We start from the raw sequence: 19,162 nt of genomic DNA on the forward strand, positions 1-19,162 counted from the left end.
AATAAAGAAAAGAAATTATCGGAATAATTTACAATTAATCATATTGAAAAATTGTTGTACCAATTTTTGAAAAAGAATTATAAATATTTATGATGTATTTGCCTTTGATTGTCTTGTTTGGTTCTAAGTTTACATAAGAACAAACATCTACATCCTTTTGATTATACAGTGCTTCTGTTTTTGCACTATAAACCAGTTTAATATTATTAAAAATAATAGAAGTATCTTCCGCAGATATGATTTGGTTTTTTGGATTTACTACTTGAATATAAATATCTTTATTTCCTTGTCTAATAAATTCATTACCTTGAAGTGTGAAACACACTCGTATTTGTTGTATTTTTTTTTCTCTCTTTTTTGAATACAAATCAGATAAAATTTTAACTCCTCTTACTGTAACATTTATAGCTGATAATTTATCGTGCCTAATTCTTACATCATTGCTTTTAAGTGATTCTAATTGGGTTAATGTTTTTTTATCTTTTTGTATTTTTTCATTAATTCTAACAATTTCATCAGAATTATTATTTATATCTATTTTTATTTGATTTATCTGATCTTCTAAACTTTTGTTATTAGAGTCACTAAAATTAATTTTACTATTATCGTTCGTATTTTCTATTGCATCTTTTATAGCTTCTTTAACTTCAAGGGCTTCTTCATCTTCAATAGAAAGACTTAATGAATCATATTTTTTTAGAATCTCATCAAACTGATTCTGCAACAACTTATTTTCTGCTTGAGATTTTTTAAGAACAATATTATATTCTGAATAAAAATGATAGTATCCTAAAAATGATAATGCTAATAAAACAGCCAAAAAAGCGAAGGAAATTCTTATAAAATTAGTTTTGTTAGTTGCCATTCACAATATTTTTATATAAATTAAATAAATTTGAATGTTTTCCTAACTTATAATCGTCATAATGCTTAAAAACCTGTTAAAATTATTATTTCCGACACTTTGTTATGGATGTAATTCACTTTTACTAAATAATGAAAAAATGTTATGTGCAACTTGTATACATAACCTACCTTACACAAACCACCATTTACTTGAAATGAATCATGTCAAAGGTAAATTTTATGGAATAATTGATATTCAATTTGCTTCTTCAATGCTTTATTTCCAAAACAACGGAATTGTACAAAGGCTAATTCATCAATTAAAATACAAAGGAAAACAAGAAATTGGCACCTATTTGGCAGAGAATTATGCTTTAGATTTAAAAGACATAGATAACAAGTATAAGTTCGACCTTATAATTCCCGTTCCATTACATCCTAAAAAAATAAAGAAACGAGGTTATAATCAAGTCGAAACATTTTGTTTAACATTATCTAAAGCATTACAAATCTCCTATAATTCAGAAATATTATTTCGAAAAAACAATTCAAAAACACAAACAAGGAAAAATAAAAATGAAAGATTTGAAAATACCGAATCATTTTTTGACGTTATATTTGATGAAACATTTCATGGAAAGCATTTTTTACTTGTTGATGATGTAATAACAACTGGAGCAACAATAGAATCGTGTGTAAAAGCTTTATTAAAAATACCAAATGCGAAAGTGAGTGTTATAACAATGGCTTACACACAATCATAATAAAAATAAAAAAATTATGTTTACACTAAATATAGTTGTTATTTTGTAGTGACATTTTTTAGAAAGATGAAAAAAACATATTTGACAATTCTTTTTATAGTTATTAGCACATTTATTTTTACAACTAGTTGTGCAAAAAGAGGAACTATAAATGGTGGTGCAAAAGATACTATTGCTCCAAAAATCACATCAAGTTTTCCTGATAATTTTAGTACAAATTTTTCAGGAAGAGAGATCAAGATTAATTTTAATGAGCTTATTAAAGTAAAAGATATTAATAAGCAATTAATTATTTCTCCTCCATTAGAAAAACAACCTACAATTATTCCACAAGGAAGCGCTAGTAAATTTATTTCGGTTAAGATTTTAGAAGATTTAAAACCAAATACTACTTATAGTTTTAATTTCGGCCAGAGTATTACTGACAACAATGAAGGTAATCCTTATTCTCAGTTTAAATACGTCTTTTCTACTGGCAGTTATATTGATTCTCTGGCTTTATTAGGTAACATAAAAGATGCTTATGAACAAAAACCTGACAATTTTGTCAACATTCAATTATATGATGCTACAACCTTTAAAGATTCAACGGTTTTTAAAGAAACTCCTTTATATGTAACCAATACTTTAGATAGCTTAAAAGTATTTGCATTAGAAAATTTAAAAGCAGGAACATATAAAATAATTGCATTAAAAGACAAAAACAACAACTATAAATATGATCCAAAATCGGATAAAATTGGTTTCTTAGATGAAACCATAACTCTTCCCGTAGACAATACTTTATATGAAATAGAATTATTCAAGGAAAAACCTAAGTTTAAAGTTGAAAAACCTATTCAGCAATCAAATAATAAATTTTTCATGGGTTACCAAGGTGACATAAAAGATGTAAAGATTACTGCAAAAATGGGATTAGAAGAGATTCCTGTTAAAATGACGAAATTTCCAGATAAAGGAAAAGATTCTGTTCAATTATTTTTTCCTGTTTCAAAATTAGACACACTTGAAATATCTATTAAAAAAGACAATTATATTAAGAATTTTAAAACTAAAGTTAAAGAATTAAAACTAACGGACTCATTAAAAATTAATGCAGTTCAAAATACTCTAAACTTTAGAGACAAGTTTACATTAAAAACTAAAACACCAATAAACTCTATTGATAAAAACAAAATTACACTAACTAATAAAGATTCTATAGTAATCCCTTTTGAGTATAGCTATAATGAATATGAGGAAGAAATTCTATTTGACTTTAAAAAAGAAGAAAATCAAAAATACCAGATAGAACTACTTCCAGGAGCTATTACTGATTTTTACAATACCACTAATGATTCATTACGCTTTTCATTTAATACAAAACTGCTTTCAGACTATGGAAACTTGAAAGTAATAATTAAAAATGCTAATAGATTCCCTTATATTTTAGAAGTTTTAACTGCCAAAGGAGATGTAGTTGCTTCTGCAATTAGTAATGACGAAAATATTATTTATTTTGATGCAATTGAACCAAGTATTTATACTTTAAGAATCATATATGATGATAATAAAAATAATATTTGGGACACAGGAGACTATCTAAATAAAAAATATGCTGAAGAAATCGTCTACTATCCAAAAGGAATAGATGTTAGAGCAAATTGGGACGTAGAACAAGAATTTGATTTAGGAGAGTAAACATTTTATTCTCCTAAGTTAAACCGCAATCCTTTTAAAACTGAATTATAAAAGAGTCTTTATCGTTCAAGAAATTTAGTTTATTTCTTGTTTCGATCATTTCTTGTTTATCAAGCTCAATAATAAATATTCCTTGCTCATCATCACAATTTAATCTTTCATTTCCTAAATAGTCAACTACTTGAGAGCTTCCTACATATTCCATTTCATTATCATCAGCACCTATTCTATTTACTCCTACTAAGTAAGAAATATTTTCAATTGCTCTTGCTTTTAAAAGGGAGTTCCATGCTTGAATTCTTGGTTTAGGCCAATTTGCAACATAAATCAATAAATCATAATTTTCAACATTTCTACTAAAAACAGGAAAACGTAAATCATAACAAATAAATGGACAAATCTTCCATCCTTTATATTCAACTATTAATTTTTCTTTTCCTGCTTTATATACTTTTTCCTCTCCTGCTAAAGTAAATAAATGTCGTTTATCATAATACTGAATATTTCCATTTGGAAAAACAAAAACAAGACGATTATAGTAATTTTCACTTTCTTCAATAACCAAACTACCTGTTATCGCTATGTTTTTTTCTATAGCTACTAATTTCAACCATTCAATAGTTTCTCCATCCATTTTCTCTGCAACCCTCTCTGGATTCATAGTAAACCCAGACGTAAACATTTCTGGCAATACTAATAAATCGTACTCCTTATCACATGAATTAATGTACTCTTGAATTAAACTTCTATTTTCTTTTGGGCGTTCCCAAATAAGTTTGGTTTGAAATAATGCTACTCTCATTTTAATTGAAATATTACTTGATAAAAGTAGAAAAAAATGTTCTAAATCAGTCTTAAAAAGTATATTTTTACTTACATAATTATGTTTTAAACCATTTCTAATGATTACATTCATTCAAGACTATATTCCCTCAAAAATTAAATCCATCACTAAACTTGGTGGTTATGACAACGCAAATTATTTGATTGAAACTACAGAAACTAAATATGTTCTAAAAACTTACCCATATACTGAAGACACTCTTGATTTAATAACAGCGGAAAATCATGCTTTAATCCATCTTCAAAATTTTAAAAATATTGAAACTCCAATTCCAATAAAATTTAATAATGGAGAAACAATATTAACTTTATCTCTAAATAACAATAAAACATTATTCCGATTATTATCATTTATTCAAGGTGATTTTTTAGCAGAAGTAAGTCATGATAAAGACTTAATGACATCTTACGGAACAACAATAGGCTTGTTAAACCTTTATTTAAAAGATTTTAAAAATTATTACTACAAAAGTAGAAACTGGGAATGGAATATTGAAAATCTAAACTTAAACAAAAAATATTTAGTTAATATTAATGATCCTGAAAACAGACGAATAGCAGAATATTTTTTTAATCAATTTGACGAAATAGTACTTCCGAAAAAAGAAGAATTGAGAAAAGCAATTATTCATAATGACATCAATGAATGGAACATTTTAGTAAAAAACAATAAGATATCTGGGCTAATTGATTTTGGAGATTTATCTTATTCTTTTCAGATAAATGAATTAGCTATTGCAATTATATATGCAACTTATAACAAAGAAAATTATTTAACAGATGCTTTAATAATCACGAAATCGTATCATGAAAAACATCCATTATTAGAAATTGAAATTGACGTTTTATATTACATCATAGCCGCAAGATTAGTAATTAGTGTATGTAATTCTGCACATGCAAGAAATGTAAATCCAAAGAACACCCACACACTAATAAGTGAAGAAAAAGCATGGAAAATGCTTCACTATTTAATTGCTACAAATCCAATTTTTATAACTAATGCATTTAAAGAATCATTAGGTTTTGAGATAAAAAAACCTTTAGAGGCAGAAAAAATAAAAGAAAAACGTCATGAACATTTAGCAAAAATTTTATCCATTAGTTACAACAATCCTATTTATGTGGAACGAGCAGCATTTCAATATATGTATGATGCATACGGAAACACATTTTTAGATGCATATAACAATATCCCTCATGTTGGTCATTCACACCCAAAAGTAGTAAAAGCAGGTCAAATTCAAATGTCAAAATTAAATACCAATACTCGATATTTATACGATATTTTAAATACTTATGCTGAAAAATTATTATCAAAATTTCCAGCTACACTTAATAAAGTATTTTTTGTCAATTCTGGTAGCGAAGCAAACGATTTAGCTATTAGAATGGCTAAAAAACATACATCCAATTCAAATGTAATGGTTATAGAACATGGATATCATGGCCATACTCAAATAGGAATTGACATTAGCGATTATAAATTTAGTAATCCAAAAGGACAAGGTCAAAAAGAATATATTATAAAAACAGAAATTCCTGATACTTATAGAGGCCGATATACACAAAATGATGGTACAGCTGGCAAACTATATGCTGAAAACACTATAAACGACATAAAAGCCAGTACTAATAAAATTGCAGCATTCATTGCTGAACCAATAGTTGGGTGTGCTGGTCAAATTCCATTAGCAAAAGGATATTTAAAGCCCGTTTACGAGGCCATTAGAGCACAAGGCGGTATTTGTATTAGTGATGAAGTACAAACAGGATTTGGAAGACTCGGCGAACACTTTTGGGGTTTTGAAGCACAAGGAGTTATCCCTGACATGGTTGTAATTGGCAAACCAATAGGTAATGGACATCCAATGGCAGCAGTAATTTGTACGGAAGAAATAGCATCTTCTTTTAATACTGGTGTAGAATTTTTCACATCTTTTGGAGGAAATCCCGTTTCATGTGCAATAGGACTAGCTGTTTTAGAAGTAATTGAAGAAGAAAATTTACAAGAAAACGCAAAAAAAGTTGGAGATTATTACAAAGAAAGGTTTGCTAATCTCAAAGAAAAATATCCTTGCATAGGTAATATTCGAGGTTCAGGATTATTTCTAGGTTTCGACATTGTTAAAGATGACACAAAAGAACCCGATACAAAGTTAGCACAATACATTAAAAATCAATTAAGAGAAAAAAATATTTTAATTAGCACAGATGGTCCTGCTGATAATGTTTTAAAGACAAAACCTCCTATTATTTTTACAAAAAAAGATGTAGATATTGTCGTAAAGAACACAGATACTATATTAGAAAATTACTACAAGAATCCCTAAATACTTTTCTAATAAAAAAACGCATTCATTAAATGAATGCGTTTTTAAAAATTTATATTCTATCCCAATTTAGATAATACTTGCTTTCAAATATTCTCTATTCATACGAGCAATGTTCTCTAAAGAAATACCTTTTGGACATTCTATTTCACAAGCACCAGTATTTGTACAATTACCGAACCCTTCTTCATCCATTTGGCGTACCATGTTTAATACACGTTGTGTTGCCTCTACTTTTCCTTGCGGTAATAATGCATATTGTGAAACTTTAGCTCCAACAAACAACATTGCAGAACCATTTTTACAAGATGCAACACAAGCCCCACAACCAATACAAGCTGCTGCTTCAAAAGCTTTATCTGCATCTGCTTTAGGGACAGGAATTGAATTAGCATCAATTGTATTTCCTGAAGTATTAACCGACACGAAACCACCTGCTTGCTGAATTCTATCAAAAGAAGTACGATCAACCACTAAATCCTTGATTACAGGGAAAGCTTTACTTCTCCATGGTTCAATGTAGATAGTATCACCATCGTTAAACTTACGCATGTGCAACTGACATGTTGTTGTTCCTGTTTCTGGTCCGTGTGCTCTACCATTAATATACAATGAACACATACCGCAAATTCCTTCACGACAATCGTGATCAAAAGCAACAGGTTCTTTTCTTTCGCTTACTAATTGTTCGTTTAATTGGTCCAACATTTCCAAAAACGAACTTGCTGTAGAAACATTATCTAACTTATACGTTTCTATACCACCTTTAGTTTTAGCATTTTTCTGACGCCAAATTTTTAAGGTTATATTGATATTTTTTGCTGTACTCATAATCTCTTATTTATAGTTTCTAGCTGCAATTTTAATGAACTCGTATTTCAAATCTTCTTTGTGAAGTTCGGCTTTAGTAGTATCTTGCCCTTTATATTCCCAAGCGCCTACGAATGCCATGTTAACATCATCACGAAGAGTTTCTCCTTCAGCATCTTGATACTCTTCTCTAAAGTGACCTCCACAAGATTCTTTACGTTGTAAAGCATCCATAGCCATTAATTGTCCTAGTTCAAGGAAATCTGCTACACGAAGTGCTTTTTCTAATTCTGGGTTCATTTCATCTGCACTACCCGGAACGTAAACCTCTTTATAGAATTCTTCACGGATTTTTCCGATTTCTTCAATTGCTTCTTTTAATCCTTGTTCGTTACGCGCCATACCCACTTTATTCCACATTACGTGTCCTAATTTTTTATGGAAATGGTCAACCGATTTTGTTCCGTTGTTATTTAAGAACATATTGATAGAATCTCTTACATTCTTCTCCGCTTCAGCAAATTCTGGTGCATCAGTAGAAATTTTACCCGTACGTATTTCATCAGCTAAATAGTTAGAAACAGTATAAGGCAATACGAAATAACCATCCGCTAAACCTTGCATTAAAGCAGAAGCTCCTAAACGGTTAGCACCGTGATCAGAGAAATTTGCTTCACCTGCTACGAAACATCCAGGTATTGATGATTGTAAGTTATAATCAACCCAAACTCCACCCATTGTATAGTGAACTGCTGGATAAATTTTCATTGGTGTTTCATATGGATTTTCGTCAGTAATTTTTTCATACATTTCGAATAGGTTACCATACTTTTCTTCCAACCATTTTTTTCCTAAAGTAATAATTTCTTCTTCCGAAGGATTGTGATTCCCTTGAGCATACGCTACCTCTTTACCTTTACTCTTCACTTCAGAAGAGAAATCTAAGTAAACACCTTCGTTAGTATCGTTTGCTTCAATTCCATAACCTGCATCACAACGCTCTTTAGCTGCACGAGATGCAACGTCACGAGGTACTAAGTTACCGAATGCTGGATATCTTCTTTCTAAGTAATAATCTCTATCTTCTTCTGCAATTTGCGTTGGTTTTAATTTACCTGCACGAATTGCTTCAGCATCTTCTTTTTTCTTTGGTACCCAAATACGACCCGAGTTACGTAATGATTCTGACATTAACGTTAACTTCGATTGATTTGTTCCATGAACCGGAATACAAGTTGGGTGAATTTGTACGTAACATGGATTTGCAAAAGCAGCACCTTGTTTGTGAATTTTCCAAGAAGCTGTTACATTACTTCCCATTGCATTTGTAGAAAGGAAATAAACATTTCCGTAACCTCCAGAAGCGATTACAACTGCATGGGCAGAATGTCTTTCAACTTCACCAGTAACCAAGTTACGAGCAATAATTCCACGTGCTTTTCCATCAATTTTAACCAAGTCTAACATTTCATGACGGTTGAACATTTTAACACGTCCTAATCCGATTTGTCTTGATAAAGCTGAATATGCCCCTAATAATAATTGTTGTCCTGTTTGTCCAGCAGCATAAAAAGTACGTTGTACCTGTACTCCACCAAAAGAACGATTATCTAACATTCCACCATACTCACGAGCAAAAGGAACTCCTTGAGCTACACATTGGTCGATAATATTACCTGAAACCTCTGCTAAACGATGAACGTTTGCTTCACGTGCACGGTAGTCACCTCCTTTAATGGTATCGTAAAACAAACGGTAGATAGAATCTCCGTCATTTTGGTAATTTTTTGCTGCATTGATACCTCCTTGCGCTGCAATTGAATGCGCACGACGAGGAGAATCTTGAAAACAAAACGCTTTTACATTATATCCCATTTCTCCAAGAGAAGCTGCTGCTGAAGCACCTGCCAAACCTGTACCAACAACGATAATGTCAATTTTTGGACGGTTGTTTGGAGCAACTAATTTTAAATGATCTTTATAATCGGTCCATTTTTTTGCCAATGGCCCTTCTGGTATTTTAGAATCTAACTTCATATTGTATCTGATGTTGATTATTTAGTAAAGTGTATATATAAAGGAATAATCGCAAATAATAAAGGTACGATTACTGCAAAAGCTCTTCCAATAAATTTGATTGTTGGTGTAAACTTATTATTTATACCCAACGATTGGAATGCACTTTGAAAACCATGCCATAAGTGGAATCCTAATGCTAACATAGCTAAAACATAACCAATTGTAAATAATAAGCCATATTTTGCATCTCTAAAAAAGTCATACGTAATTTTATACAAGTCTTTATATCCTTCAAAAACAACATCATTATTATTTTCAACTGCTATTACTTTAGTAACATCTAGTACTTGTAATTTATTACTTTCCAGAATATTTTTATCTAGTTTCCCTAAAGAATCTAGAGGAAAAAATGGATTCTGAGAACCTAAAACTCCAATAGCCATTTTTGTTTTTCCCATTTGACTAACAACTTCTTTTGATGCTAATGGAATATTTTTGTCAAAATGCATTTTAGCCCAAAAATTCACCATATGTGTTACAATGAAAACTAAAATGATAGTTCCCAAAACTGCCATATTACGAGATGCAAAACTACTGTTTGCCGAAGGACTCGTTTTTGCATAATTAATCGGTCTTGCTGCTTTATTTTGAAAAGCCAACAAAATACCGTCAATTGCATGAAAAATAATAGAAATGTAAGTTAAATAAGAAAGTAATTTTACTGCAGGATTAGTGGTCATAAACAATGCATACTGATTAAAATTCAAAGCATTATTTGGTACTAATAACTGAAGATTTCCAGCTAAGTGACCAGCTAAAAACAAGCATAAAAATAAACCTGTAAGAGCCATCCAGTATTTTTTAGCAATAGATGACTTTAGAAGTGCTGATTTTGCCATAATTTTATTTGATTATTCTAGTTTTTAAAATCAAACAAAAATACTGCATATTAATTTTAACTACAACCTTTTAGTTGTTATTTATAATGAATTTAAAATATACCTTTTCAAACCTTATCCTTAAACCAAGTATAAAATCACTTTACATAGCTAGGAATCAAGCCTCTTAAACCCATATCAACAATATTTTCACCTATTGATGGCTCATATTTCCCATCAAAATTAACTTCTTCCCACTCAAAACTATTATTCACAGAAAGAGATAATGTTACTACAATATCGTCTGTTTCATTTCCATTTACAACTAAATTCTCTACAAATTTACCAGTCACCACGCATGATCCTGGTTGAATTGCCGATGTAGACGCAATAGGGTTTGGAACAGTTGTACTTCCTTGTGGAGCTTGTCCAGAAGTTGCATATGGAGCATTATTCAATGCGAAAGCCCAATATCCTTGAAGGCGATTACCATTAACATTAAAAACATTATTCCCAATACTATGTGAAGTAATATAAGTATTAAATCCAACAAAGCTTTCTAATGTTCCTAAATAATCAATTCCATTATTAAAAACAGACACTTCATAGTTTTGATAAGACAGAGAAACTCTCACATATTCGTAATTTCCTTGATTTATTTGACTTAATGGTATTGACAAAAAAGGCTCTCCTTCTGACACAATTTTTGCTCTAGAAAAATCTATTGCTAAATCACCTCCATCAATTGTTTCAGAACCATGATACAAAACCAATCCATCTCCCAACTGAGTATATGCGTTTTGGGCTAACTCAAAATAATGAGCACTAATAAAATTAAACTTTGGAGATTGAGATGCGTTCCCTGTAGAAACAACAGAAGGCTGTCCTAAGTTATTCAATCTGGCTTGAGATTTATCAAATTTAAATTTCACAATTAATTGTGGTTCTTTATTGACCAAACTATCATCTCGATCACTACACGAAATCAGAACGAATATCATTAAAAAAACACCTAAAAAAACTTTCCAATTCATTTTTCTTTTTTATCAAATTTACAAAAGTTCTATCTAAGGTTAACGCCAACATTCTAATTATATTGTAATTTTAAATTCGAAATCAAAAAGATTATTAACTATATTTTTGCATATAACTATTTACTATTAAATCTGTATTTTCATTACGCCTTTTTCGCTCTAATTGAATTGGAGCAGCAGCTCTTTCTAAGCAATTTTTAACAGCACAAGTTTCACAAGTAACACCTACTACTTGTTTAATTATCGATTCATTATCAATAAATTTAAATTTCTTTTTCAATGTTGGTGTTATTAAAATTCCAACAGAAATACTTCTTATATGATCCTTTTTAAACGGATCTGGTGTTGCCGAAGAAAAAACTAAATATTCATTATTACTATTTTCATAACGAGAAATTTGAGCATCAAAAAAATGATTTTTATTCTGTTTTATTGACTCTATTATTGTTTTAACAGAAACCCAACGTCTACAATAATGCTCATTCATTTCATTTGCATGAGGTTCTTGCTGATTTGTGATATGTAATTCTTTTTTAATTTTATAATTACCACTTCCTACCTTGTGAGACATTCTAAGAAAAAATAAATTCTTCAATTGAAAATCTTTTGGCAAAATATTAGTTAAACGCTGATAAAATGTTTCTGGAGACACTTTAAAATCGGATATTAATTGAACAAATTCTTGTGGCTTTGGAGCTTCTCTAGAAACAAATAAATTCAAATTATCAATTAACTTTTTCTTTGGCAAAAGCAACGCACCAGCAAAATAAGAAGCATAAAAATTATTCAATACCTGATCGAAATTATCAAATTTAATCCAACTAAAAGTATACAATCGTTCCTTTATTTCTAAATAATTATAAGCAATTTCTTTTGCAAATATAAATGCTTTCTGAAACTCATCTACATCAGTAGAAATAAGCAATGTTTTACTCTTTAGAACAAAGATAGAGCGCAAATCTCCTAATTCTTCATGCTCTGAAAATACTAATTCTATAATCTTATAATTATATTCTTCAACTAAAATAGCTTTTAATTCATCCAATGAGATTTGCAAATCAAGATCAACATGAAATGCCTTTGCGAAATGTTCTACTTTCTGCTCTAAATCTTCAAAATAATTATTTTGCGCTTCTTGATAAGATCGTAATGAAGCCAAAAAGAAACTTTCTCTTGACAAATTGTAATGCTGAGCAATTTCAATAATTGTACTAATAAAAGCATTTACTTTTGCAGGAGCATTTGCAATAATATCAATCAAATCATCTTCCTGAATACCAAACAACTCTAAAGGTATTTCTTTTAAAATTCCAGATTTTAATATTTCTCCTATTGGAGCCAAATTATTATCCAATTTCAAAGACACCATATTATCATAAGGCACTTCTAATTTTTCAGACAATAAAATAATTTTATCCGTTTTAGGATATTTTTTCCCTTTTTCAATTTCATTCAAATATGATTTTGACAAACCAGTAATTTTTGCCAAACCAAACAAAGATAGGTTTCTATTTGTTCTTGCCTGTTTCAGTTTCAACCCAAAAATCAGCTTAATATAATCTCTTTCTAAATTCATAATTTCAAATATACGCTAATATTCAAAATAGTAAAAAAATAATTTTTTATAATTTTAGCGTACGTTCGCTTGTTTTGTAAAAAACTTTTTTATAATATTGCCTTATCAAAACAATTAAATCATGGAAAATCAAATAGAAACAAAAGAAAAAAGACTTCAATTTAAAATTGAATCAAAAGAATCGTTCCCAGATATTCTAACCGAAAATGCTATGTTTTTTTTAATAGAACTTCATGAAAAATTCAATAAAAAAAGAATAGCACTTCTTGAAAAAAGAAAAGAGCAACAACAAAAATTTGATGAAGGCGAACTACCAAACTTTCCAATAGAAACAAAAAAAATTAGAGAAAGCGAATGGATTGCTGCATCAACACCAGAAGACTTACTAGATAGAAGAGTCGAAATTACAGGCCCTGTTGATCGAAAAATGGTAATTAACGCCTTAAATTCTGGAGCTAAAACATTTATGGCTGATTTTGAAGATAGTACTTCTCCAACTTGGAACAATCTAATGAATGGTCAACAAAATTTAAAAGATGCTGTTGCCAAAACAATCTACTTATTTGACAAAAAGAAAAATAAAGAATATAAATTAAAAAATGAAACTACTGTTTTATTAGTAAGACCAAGAGGGATTCATTTAAACGAAAAACATATCTTAATCAATAATGAAGAAATTTCAGGCTCATTAGTAGATTTTGGCTTGTATGCTTTTCATAATCACAAGACTTTAGCAGAAAACAACACAGCCCCTTACTTCTATTTACCAAAATTAGAACATTATTTAGAAGCCAGATGGTGGAATGAGGTATTCAACTTTACAGAAGAATATTTAGGAATTAAAAATGGAACAATTAAAGCGACTGTTCTTATTGAAACCATAACTGCTAATTTTCAATTGGACGAAATTATTTATGAATTAAGAAACCATATTGTTGGGTTAAACTGTGGTCGTTGGGATTATATTTTTTCTTATATCAAAAAGTTTAGAAATAATGAAAAATTTATTGTACCAAACAGAGATCAAGTTACCATGACAAGTCCTTTTATGAACGCCTATTCCCAATTAGTAATTCAAAGATGTCATAAGAGAAATATTCACGCAATTGGAGGAATGGCTGCACAAATTCCAATTAAAAATGATAATGCAGCGAATGAAATTGCTTTCAATAAAGTAAAAACAGACAAAGAACGCGAAGTTAAAAATGGACATGATGGAACTTGGGTAGCACATCCAGATTTAGTTGAAGTAGCACTAAAAGTTTTTAATGAAAACATGCCGACAAAAAACCAAATTCACGTGAAAAGAAGTGAATTAAACATTACTGAAGCTGATTTATTAGAAGTACCTCAAGGAAGTATTACTGAAGAAGGTATTCGCAAAAACATCAATATTTCGGTTTTATACATTGCTTCATGGTTAAATGGTCAAGGTGCAGCAGCTTTAAATCATTTAATGGAAGACGCAGCAACAGCAGAAATTTCTCGCTCTCAATTATGGCAATGGCTACGAAATGGCGTAACTCTAGATAATGGGAAAATATTAACTGAGAAATATTATGACAAAATTGCCATGGAAGAATATGAAAAAATTAAAAATCTAGTTGGTGATGAAAATCACGAAAAACAACATTACAAACTAGCCGAACAACTATTAGATATTTTAGTCGTGAATTATAACTTCATAGACTTTTTAACAATTTTAGGTTACAAACATATTTAACACAACTTATTACAACACAAAATGAAAACAATTGAAACAAGAATTCAAGAATTAGTAACAGATTGGTTAACAAACGAAAGATGGAAAGGAATTGAACGTCCGTATACTGCTGAAGAAGTAGTTAAACTTCAAGGTTCTTACAAAATAGAACACAGCATAGCAAAATTGGGAGCTGAAAAACTTTGGAAAAAACTAAATGCTCAAGATTATGTTGCAGGACTAGGCGCTTTAACAGGAAACCAAGCAATTCAAGAAGTTGAAGCTGGATTAGAAGCTATATATTTAAGTGGTTGGCAAGTAGCTGCTGATGCCAATGTGGCTGGAGAAATGTATCCCGATCAATCTTTGTATCCCGCGAACAGTGTGCCTCTTGTGGTAAAAAGAATTAATAATGCTTTATTACGAGCAGATCAAATTCAAGTGGTAAATCAAGTGTCTGAAAAAGACAGAAAAGACTATTTAGTACCGATTGTAGCAGATGCGGAAGCAGGATTTGGTGGTAATTTAAATGCTTTTGAATTAATGAAATCAATGATTGAAGCAGGTGCTTCTGGAGTTCATTTTGAAGACCAATTAAGTTCTGCAAAAAAATGTGGTCACTTGGGAGGAAAAGTATTAGTCCCAACACAAGAAGCAATTAACAAATTAATTGCTGCACGATTAGCGACAGACGTTATGGGAACTCCAACTTTAATTATTGCTCGTACCGATGCTGATGCAGCAAACTTACTAACAAGTGACATTGACCCTAGAGATGCTAAATTCATTACAGGCGAAAAAACAAGTGAAGGTTTCTTCCATGTAAAATCTGGAATTGAACAAGGAATCGATCGAGGATTAAGCTATGCACCTTATGCTGATTTAATTTGGATGGAAACCAGTAATCCAGACTTAAAATATGCAAAACAATTTGCAGATGCCATTCATGCCAAATATCCAGGAAAAATGTTAGCCTACAATTGTTCGCCTTCATTCAACTGGGCCGCAAAATTAACCATTGCAGAAATGGAAACGTTTAGAGAAGATTTAGCAGCAATGGGATATAAATTCCAATTTATCACTTTAGCAGGCTTCCATGCTTTAAATACAAGTATGTTTGAATTGTCAAAAGCCTATAAAGAGAGAGGAATGGCTGGTTATTCTGAATTACAAGAAAGAGAATTTGCTTTACAAAAAGATGGTTTTAAAGCAGTAAAACACCAAGGATTTGTAGGAACAACCTACTTTGACGCGGTTCAAAATACCGTTACTAACAATAGATCTTCGACTACAGCAATGAAAGATTCTACTGAAGTAGCGCAATTTTAATTTTTAAGCATAGTTTGGTTTAACAAAATGCCTTGAGAAAATTCCCAAGGCATTTTTATGAGTATATTTTCAAGACATTTTTAATATCAAATGACTATTTTTGGATAGGTTATAAAATTAAATATGATTATTGGATTAAAAATGTTTTTAGTCTCTTTAGAATAAGCTCTTCAATAATATAATTAGAAGCGTTAATTATGAAACATTTGGAACTATTAGGATGTGATGAAAAGATACATCGTACGAAAATCATGCTAACTATCAAAAATAACACGAAAGTTAATACTAAAGAAGCAAAAGAAATTGTCGATCTTCTATTTTTAAATAAATCAATTCATTTGATATTGAATTTTGAGATACAAAAGTGTGATGAATTTCTATGGTCTTTAGCAGAGTTAGGTGTAAGAATAGACAATATATCTTGGCATGAAGAAAATAGAGAGTAATAAAAAAGGATTTAAACTAATAGTTTAAATCCTTTTATTGATTATAAATGTTATGCTTTCTTATTTTCAACAACTTCTAAATTCGTGAAAACTGTTTCATTGCCTTTCTTTATATGAATACTATATTTAGCAGGAAGTACGTATTGTTTTCCATTTCTAGCTTTTTCAAACACTGCTTTTTTATCTTTTTTCTTCCATTTAGCAATTACATCATCAGAAAGTGTATAGTCATAATTCACTAGGTTCAATCCTTTTTTTGCTGTTATTTTTTTAGAAAAAACAACAATTCCTTTTTCATTCTCTATAATCATTTCTACTTCTTCATTCGAATTAGAATAAAACCAAATTTCTGTTTTAGGCTCGTAAGGTTTTCCCCATTGACTCCAACTATTTCCCCATCGTTCTGATTTTTTTATCGAAGGTACTTCATAAACAAACAAAGATTTATTAAGAATATCTGATGTTAATTTTTGTAATTCATCAATTCCAACTTTATATAAAGAACGACCATGTGTTCCTACGATTAATTCTTTTGCCTTAGGCTGAATAACTAAATCATGAACTGCTACATTTGGCATTTCAGAAGAAAAATCTTCCCACGATTTTCCTTTGTTTAAAGAAACAAACAACCCATTGTCAGTACCTACAAACAATAGATTTTCGTTTTCTGTATCTTCTAAAATTACATTGACTGGACTTTGCGGTAAATTAGCGCTTATATCTTGCCAAGTTATTCCATAATCATCAGACACATAAACATACGATTTAAAATCATCATTACGATAACCATTTAAAGTAACATATACCCTTTCTTTTTTAAAGGCAGAAGCTTTTACTCTTGAAACCCATAAATTTTGTGGTAAATTATTTGATATTTTTTGCCAAGTTGCACCACCATCTTTTGAAACATGTATTAGTCCATCATCAGAACCAACATAGAAGAGCCCAAACTGAATCTTACTTTCAGAAAAAGAAGTAATTGTTCCAAAAGCAACATTTCCTTCAACAGCACCTTTCGTTAAGTCTGGTGATATTTTCTCCCACGTTTCTCCTTGATTCATTGATCGGTGTAAAAAATTAGATCCCATATATAAAATATCTTGATTATGAGAAGATAATAAAATAGGTGTTTGCCAATTGAATCTTAATGGTTTTTCGTCTTTTTTTGCTTTTGGAGAGATAAAATCCATTTTATTTTTTGATCTATCAATTCTGTAATAGTTTCCAAATTGATATCCTGTAAAAACGATATCTGGGTTCCTATTATCAATTTGTATTTGCATTCCATCTCCTCCCATTAAACTTTCATAAGGGTATTTTCCGTCCTGATGCCAAGAAGTTGAAGGATAGTAATTATTATTTCCTACCCAAACACCATTATCCTGCAAGCCACCATAAACATTATAAGAATTATTATAATCTATATTAACAGCATAAAACTGTCCCACTGCATTATTATTACATTTTATCCAATGTTCACCATTATCATAACTAATATTAATTCCTCCATCATTACCATTAATAATATGATTTGGATTTTTTGGATTAACCCAAGTTACATGATGATCTGCATGAACATTATCTTTATTTATACTAACAATCGTTTTTCCTCCATCTTCTGAAAAAAGCAAAGGAACTCCTCCCATGTAAATTCTATTTTCATTACTAGGATCAACTGAAATAATACCAAAGTAATACCCATAACTATAATACATATCATCTATAAAATCATCATGCGTTCTTTTCCATGACTTTCCTCCATCAATAGATTTATAAATTTCACAACCTATAACTTCTGTCTCAAAAAGCGCTTTATTAGCATCTTGTAATACTTTTTTTACTTCAGATGGTTGCATTTCACCTTTTTCAACCCAATTTTTAATTGTTTGAGCTCTATATTTTTCTCTTAATCCATGCTTTTTTAAGTATGCATTAATCTCTTTATTTGATTTTTGAATAAAAACTTCACCAGGAGCACTAAACATTTCTGGCATTGGCAATTTTGATTTATCAGATATCGTCGATTGTGGTCTGTTATTTTGATTATCTAAAACTGCATAAATAACATTTTCATTAAAAGCAGCAAGCCCTATTCTACCAACACCCACGTTATTTGGAAAACCACTTTCCTTAGTTGAAATTAATTTCCAAGTGCTTCCAGCATCCTCACTTTTATAAATTCCAGAACTTTCTCCATTCCCTTTAAAATTCCATGCTTTACGCTCTCTTTCCCAAGCTGCTGCATACATTATATTAGAATTATTTGGAGCTACTGAAAGGTCAATTATTCCAGTATCTTTATTAATAAATAATGCTTTTTTCCAAGTTTTTCCACCATCAATGGTTTTAAAAACACCTCTTTCATCATTTGAAGTATATAAATGACCTAGAGCAGCAACTACAATTTCATTATTATTTTTTGGATTAACCCAAATTCTACTAATATGATGACTATCTTGCAAACCAATATTCGTCCATGTTTTCCCTTTATCAGTTGATTTTAAGACTCCTATCCCTGCATAAGACGAACGAGATGAATTTACTTCACCAGTTCCAACCCAAATTGTTCCAGTTTTCCAATCTACCGTTACTGATCCACAATTTTGCGTTAATGCTTCATCCATAACAGGTTCAAAACTCATCCCATTATTTTTAGTATACCATAGTCCACCCGAAGCATACGCTGCATAAAACTCAGTAGGATTTTCCGGATTCACAGCTAAGTCAACTATTCTACCGCTCATTATAGTAGGACCAATACTTTTGAGTTCTACATCAGAAAACATATCGGTTTGCGCCCAAATAAAACTTTGGAAAACAAGAAACAAGAGTACTATTTTATTCTTCATTGATTATTTTTTTGCTGAAAAATACTCAATATAAAAAGCGTTACAAAATTTTT

General features: G+C 30.3%; 14 protein-coding genes. 6 read left to right on the forward strand and 8 right to left on the reverse strand.

Going from position 1 to position 19,162, the window contains the following annotated elements; genetic code table 11:
* Positions 1–34: 34 nt before the first annotated feature.
* On the reverse strand, positions 35–865 hold the full coding sequence (locus LXD69_RS04230; protein WP_045970739.1) for a hypothetical protein: 831 nt from the start codon (positions 863–865) through the stop codon (positions 35–37).
* A 196-nt stretch (positions 866–1,061) separates the two neighbouring features.
* Between LXD69_RS04230 and LXD69_RS04235 the strand changes: the two genes are divergently transcribed.
* Positions 1,062–1,610, forward strand: a complete 549-nt coding sequence (locus LXD69_RS04235) for a ComF family protein (RefSeq protein WP_246917764.1) — start codon at positions 1,062–1,064, stop codon at positions 1,608–1,610.
* Positions 1,611–1,676: 66 nt separating this feature from the next.
* The gene (locus LXD69_RS04240) at positions 1,677–3,290 is read left to right on the forward strand and encodes an Ig-like domain-containing protein (protein ID WP_246917765.1); all 1,614 of its coding nucleotides are present in this window, start codon (positions 1,677–1,679) and stop codon (positions 3,288–3,290) included.
* A 34-nt stretch (positions 3,291–3,324) separates the two neighbouring features.
* Here LXD69_RS04240 and LXD69_RS04245 read toward each other — a convergent pair whose 3' ends face one another.
* The gene (locus LXD69_RS04245; protein WP_246917766.1) at positions 3,325–4,092 is read right to left on the reverse strand and encodes a nitrilase family protein; all 768 of its coding nucleotides are present in this window, start codon (positions 4,090–4,092) and stop codon (positions 3,325–3,327) included.
* A 100-nt stretch (positions 4,093–4,192) separates the two neighbouring features.
* Between LXD69_RS04245 and LXD69_RS04250 the strand changes: the two genes are divergently transcribed.
* Positions 4,193–6,466 carry an aminotransferase class III-fold pyridoxal phosphate-dependent enzyme gene (locus LXD69_RS04250; RefSeq protein ID WP_246917768.1) on the forward strand — a complete coding sequence of 758 codons (2,274 nt, stop codon included), beginning with the start codon at positions 4,193–4,195 and terminating at the stop codon, positions 6,464–6,466.
* A 69-nt stretch (positions 6,467–6,535) separates the two neighbouring features.
* On the opposite strand, the gene LXD69_RS04255 is transcribed toward LXD69_RS04250, so the two are convergent.
* The 5 genes from LXD69_RS04255 to LXD69_RS04275 all read right to left on the reverse strand — a co-directional run bounded on the left by LXD69_RS04255 (position 6,536) and on the right by LXD69_RS04275 (position 12,783).
* Positions 6,536–7,297, reverse strand: coding sequence for a succinate dehydrogenase/fumarate reductase iron-sulfur subunit (locus tag LXD69_RS04255; RefSeq protein WP_045970731.1), 762 nt, complete (start codon positions 7,295–7,297; stop codon positions 6,536–6,538).
* 6 nt (positions 7,298–7,303) lie between these two features.
* On the reverse strand, positions 7,304–9,313 hold the full coding sequence (locus LXD69_RS04260) for a fumarate reductase/succinate dehydrogenase flavoprotein subunit (protein WP_246917769.1): 2,010 nt from the start codon (positions 9,311–9,313) through the stop codon (positions 7,304–7,306).
* Between the two features lie 17 nt (positions 9,314–9,330).
* On the reverse strand, positions 9,331–10,194 hold the full coding sequence (locus LXD69_RS04265) for a succinate dehydrogenase cytochrome b subunit (protein WP_246917771.1): 864 nt from the start codon (positions 10,192–10,194) through the stop codon (positions 9,331–9,333).
* Positions 10,195–10,331: 137 nt separating this feature from the next.
* A complete protein-coding gene (locus LXD69_RS04270) occupies positions 10,332–11,207 on the reverse strand; it encodes a hypothetical protein (RefSeq protein ID WP_246917773.1) in 876 nt (291 codons plus the stop codon).
* Positions 11,208–11,301: 94 nt separating this feature from the next.
* The gene (locus tag LXD69_RS04275; RefSeq protein WP_246917774.1) at positions 11,302–12,783 is read right to left on the reverse strand and encodes a helix-turn-helix domain-containing protein; all 1,482 of its coding nucleotides are present in this window, start codon (positions 12,781–12,783) and stop codon (positions 11,302–11,304) included.
* A 121-nt stretch (positions 12,784–12,904) separates the two neighbouring features.
* Here LXD69_RS04275 and aceB point away from each other — a divergent pair, with 121 nt between their 5' ends.
* The 3 genes from aceB (at position 12,905) to LXD69_RS04290 (ending at position 16,260) form a co-directional block, all read left to right on the forward strand.
* On the forward strand, positions 12,905–14,506 hold the full coding sequence (aceB, locus tag LXD69_RS04280; RefSeq protein ID WP_246917776.1) for a malate synthase A: 1,602 nt from the start codon (positions 12,905–12,907) through the stop codon (positions 14,504–14,506).
* A gap of 21 nt (positions 14,507–14,527) precedes the next feature.
* Entirely contained in the window at positions 14,528–15,814 is a 1,287-nt protein-coding gene (aceA, locus tag LXD69_RS04285; protein WP_045970719.1) for an isocitrate lyase, read from the forward strand.
* A gap of 197 nt (positions 15,815–16,011) precedes the next feature.
* Positions 16,012–16,260 carry a hypothetical protein gene (locus LXD69_RS04290; RefSeq protein WP_246917777.1) on the forward strand — a complete coding sequence of 83 codons (249 nt, stop codon included), beginning with the start codon at positions 16,012–16,014 and terminating at the stop codon, positions 16,258–16,260.
* Positions 16,261–16,310: 50 nt separating this feature from the next.
* On the opposite strand, the gene LXD69_RS04295 is transcribed toward LXD69_RS04290, so the two are convergent.
* Entirely contained in the window at positions 16,311–19,109 is a 2,799-nt protein-coding gene (locus tag LXD69_RS04295) for a VPS10 domain-containing protein (protein ID WP_246917779.1), read from the reverse strand.
* Positions 19,110–19,162: the final 53 nt, after the last annotated feature.

Source organism: Flavobacterium sediminilitoris (genome assembly GCF_023008245.1).
GTDB lineage: Bacteria > Bacteroidota > Bacteroidia > Flavobacteriales > Flavobacteriaceae > Flavobacterium > Flavobacterium sediminilitoris.

Excerpts from the sequence above, each read along its gene's own strand:
- LXD69_RS04230 (WP_045970739.1), bottom strand. The coding sequence starts at position 865 with ATGGCAACTAACAAAACTAATTTTATAAGAATTTCCTTCGCTTTTTTG.
- LXD69_RS04235 (WP_246917764.1), top strand. The coding sequence starts at position 1,062 with ATGAATCATGTCAAAGGTAAATTTTATGGAATAATTGATATTCAATTT.
- LXD69_RS04240 (WP_246917765.1), top strand. The coding sequence starts at position 1,677 with ATGAAAAAAACATATTTGACAATTCTTTTTATAGTTATTAGCACATTT.
- LXD69_RS04245 (WP_246917766.1), bottom strand. The coding sequence starts at position 4,092 with ATGAGAGTAGCATTATTTCAAACCAAACTTATTTGGGAACGCCCAAAA.
- LXD69_RS04250 (WP_246917768.1), top strand. The coding sequence starts at position 4,193 with ATGATTACATTCATTCAAGACTATATTCCCTCAAAAATTAAATCCATC.
- LXD69_RS04255 (WP_045970731.1), bottom strand. The coding sequence starts at position 7,297 with ATGAGTACAGCAAAAAATATCAATATAACCTTAAAAATTTGGCGTCAG.
- LXD69_RS04260 (WP_246917769.1), bottom strand. The coding sequence starts at position 9,313 with ATGAAGTTAGATTCTAAAATACCAGAAGGGCCATTGGCAAAAAAATGG.
- LXD69_RS04265 (WP_246917771.1), bottom strand. The coding sequence starts at position 10,194 with ATGGCAAAATCAGCACTTCTAAAGTCATCTATTGCTAAAAAATACTGG.
- LXD69_RS04270 (WP_246917773.1), bottom strand. The coding sequence starts at position 11,207 with ATGAATTGGAAAGTTTTTTTAGGTGTTTTTTTAATGATATTCGTTCTG.
- LXD69_RS04275 (WP_246917774.1), bottom strand. The coding sequence starts at position 12,783 with ATGAATTTAGAAAGAGATTATATTAAGCTGATTTTTGGGTTGAAACTG.
- aceB (WP_246917776.1), top strand. The coding sequence starts at position 12,905 with ATGGAAAATCAAATAGAAACAAAAGAAAAAAGACTTCAATTTAAAATT.
- aceA (WP_045970719.1), top strand. The coding sequence starts at position 14,528 with ATGAAAACAATTGAAACAAGAATTCAAGAATTAGTAACAGATTGGTTA.
- LXD69_RS04290 (WP_246917777.1), top strand. The coding sequence starts at position 16,012 with ATGAAACATTTGGAACTATTAGGATGTGATGAAAAGATACATCGTACG.
- LXD69_RS04295 (WP_246917779.1), bottom strand. The coding sequence starts at position 19,109 with ATGAAGAATAAAATAGTACTCTTGTTTCTTGTTTTCCAAAGTTTTATT.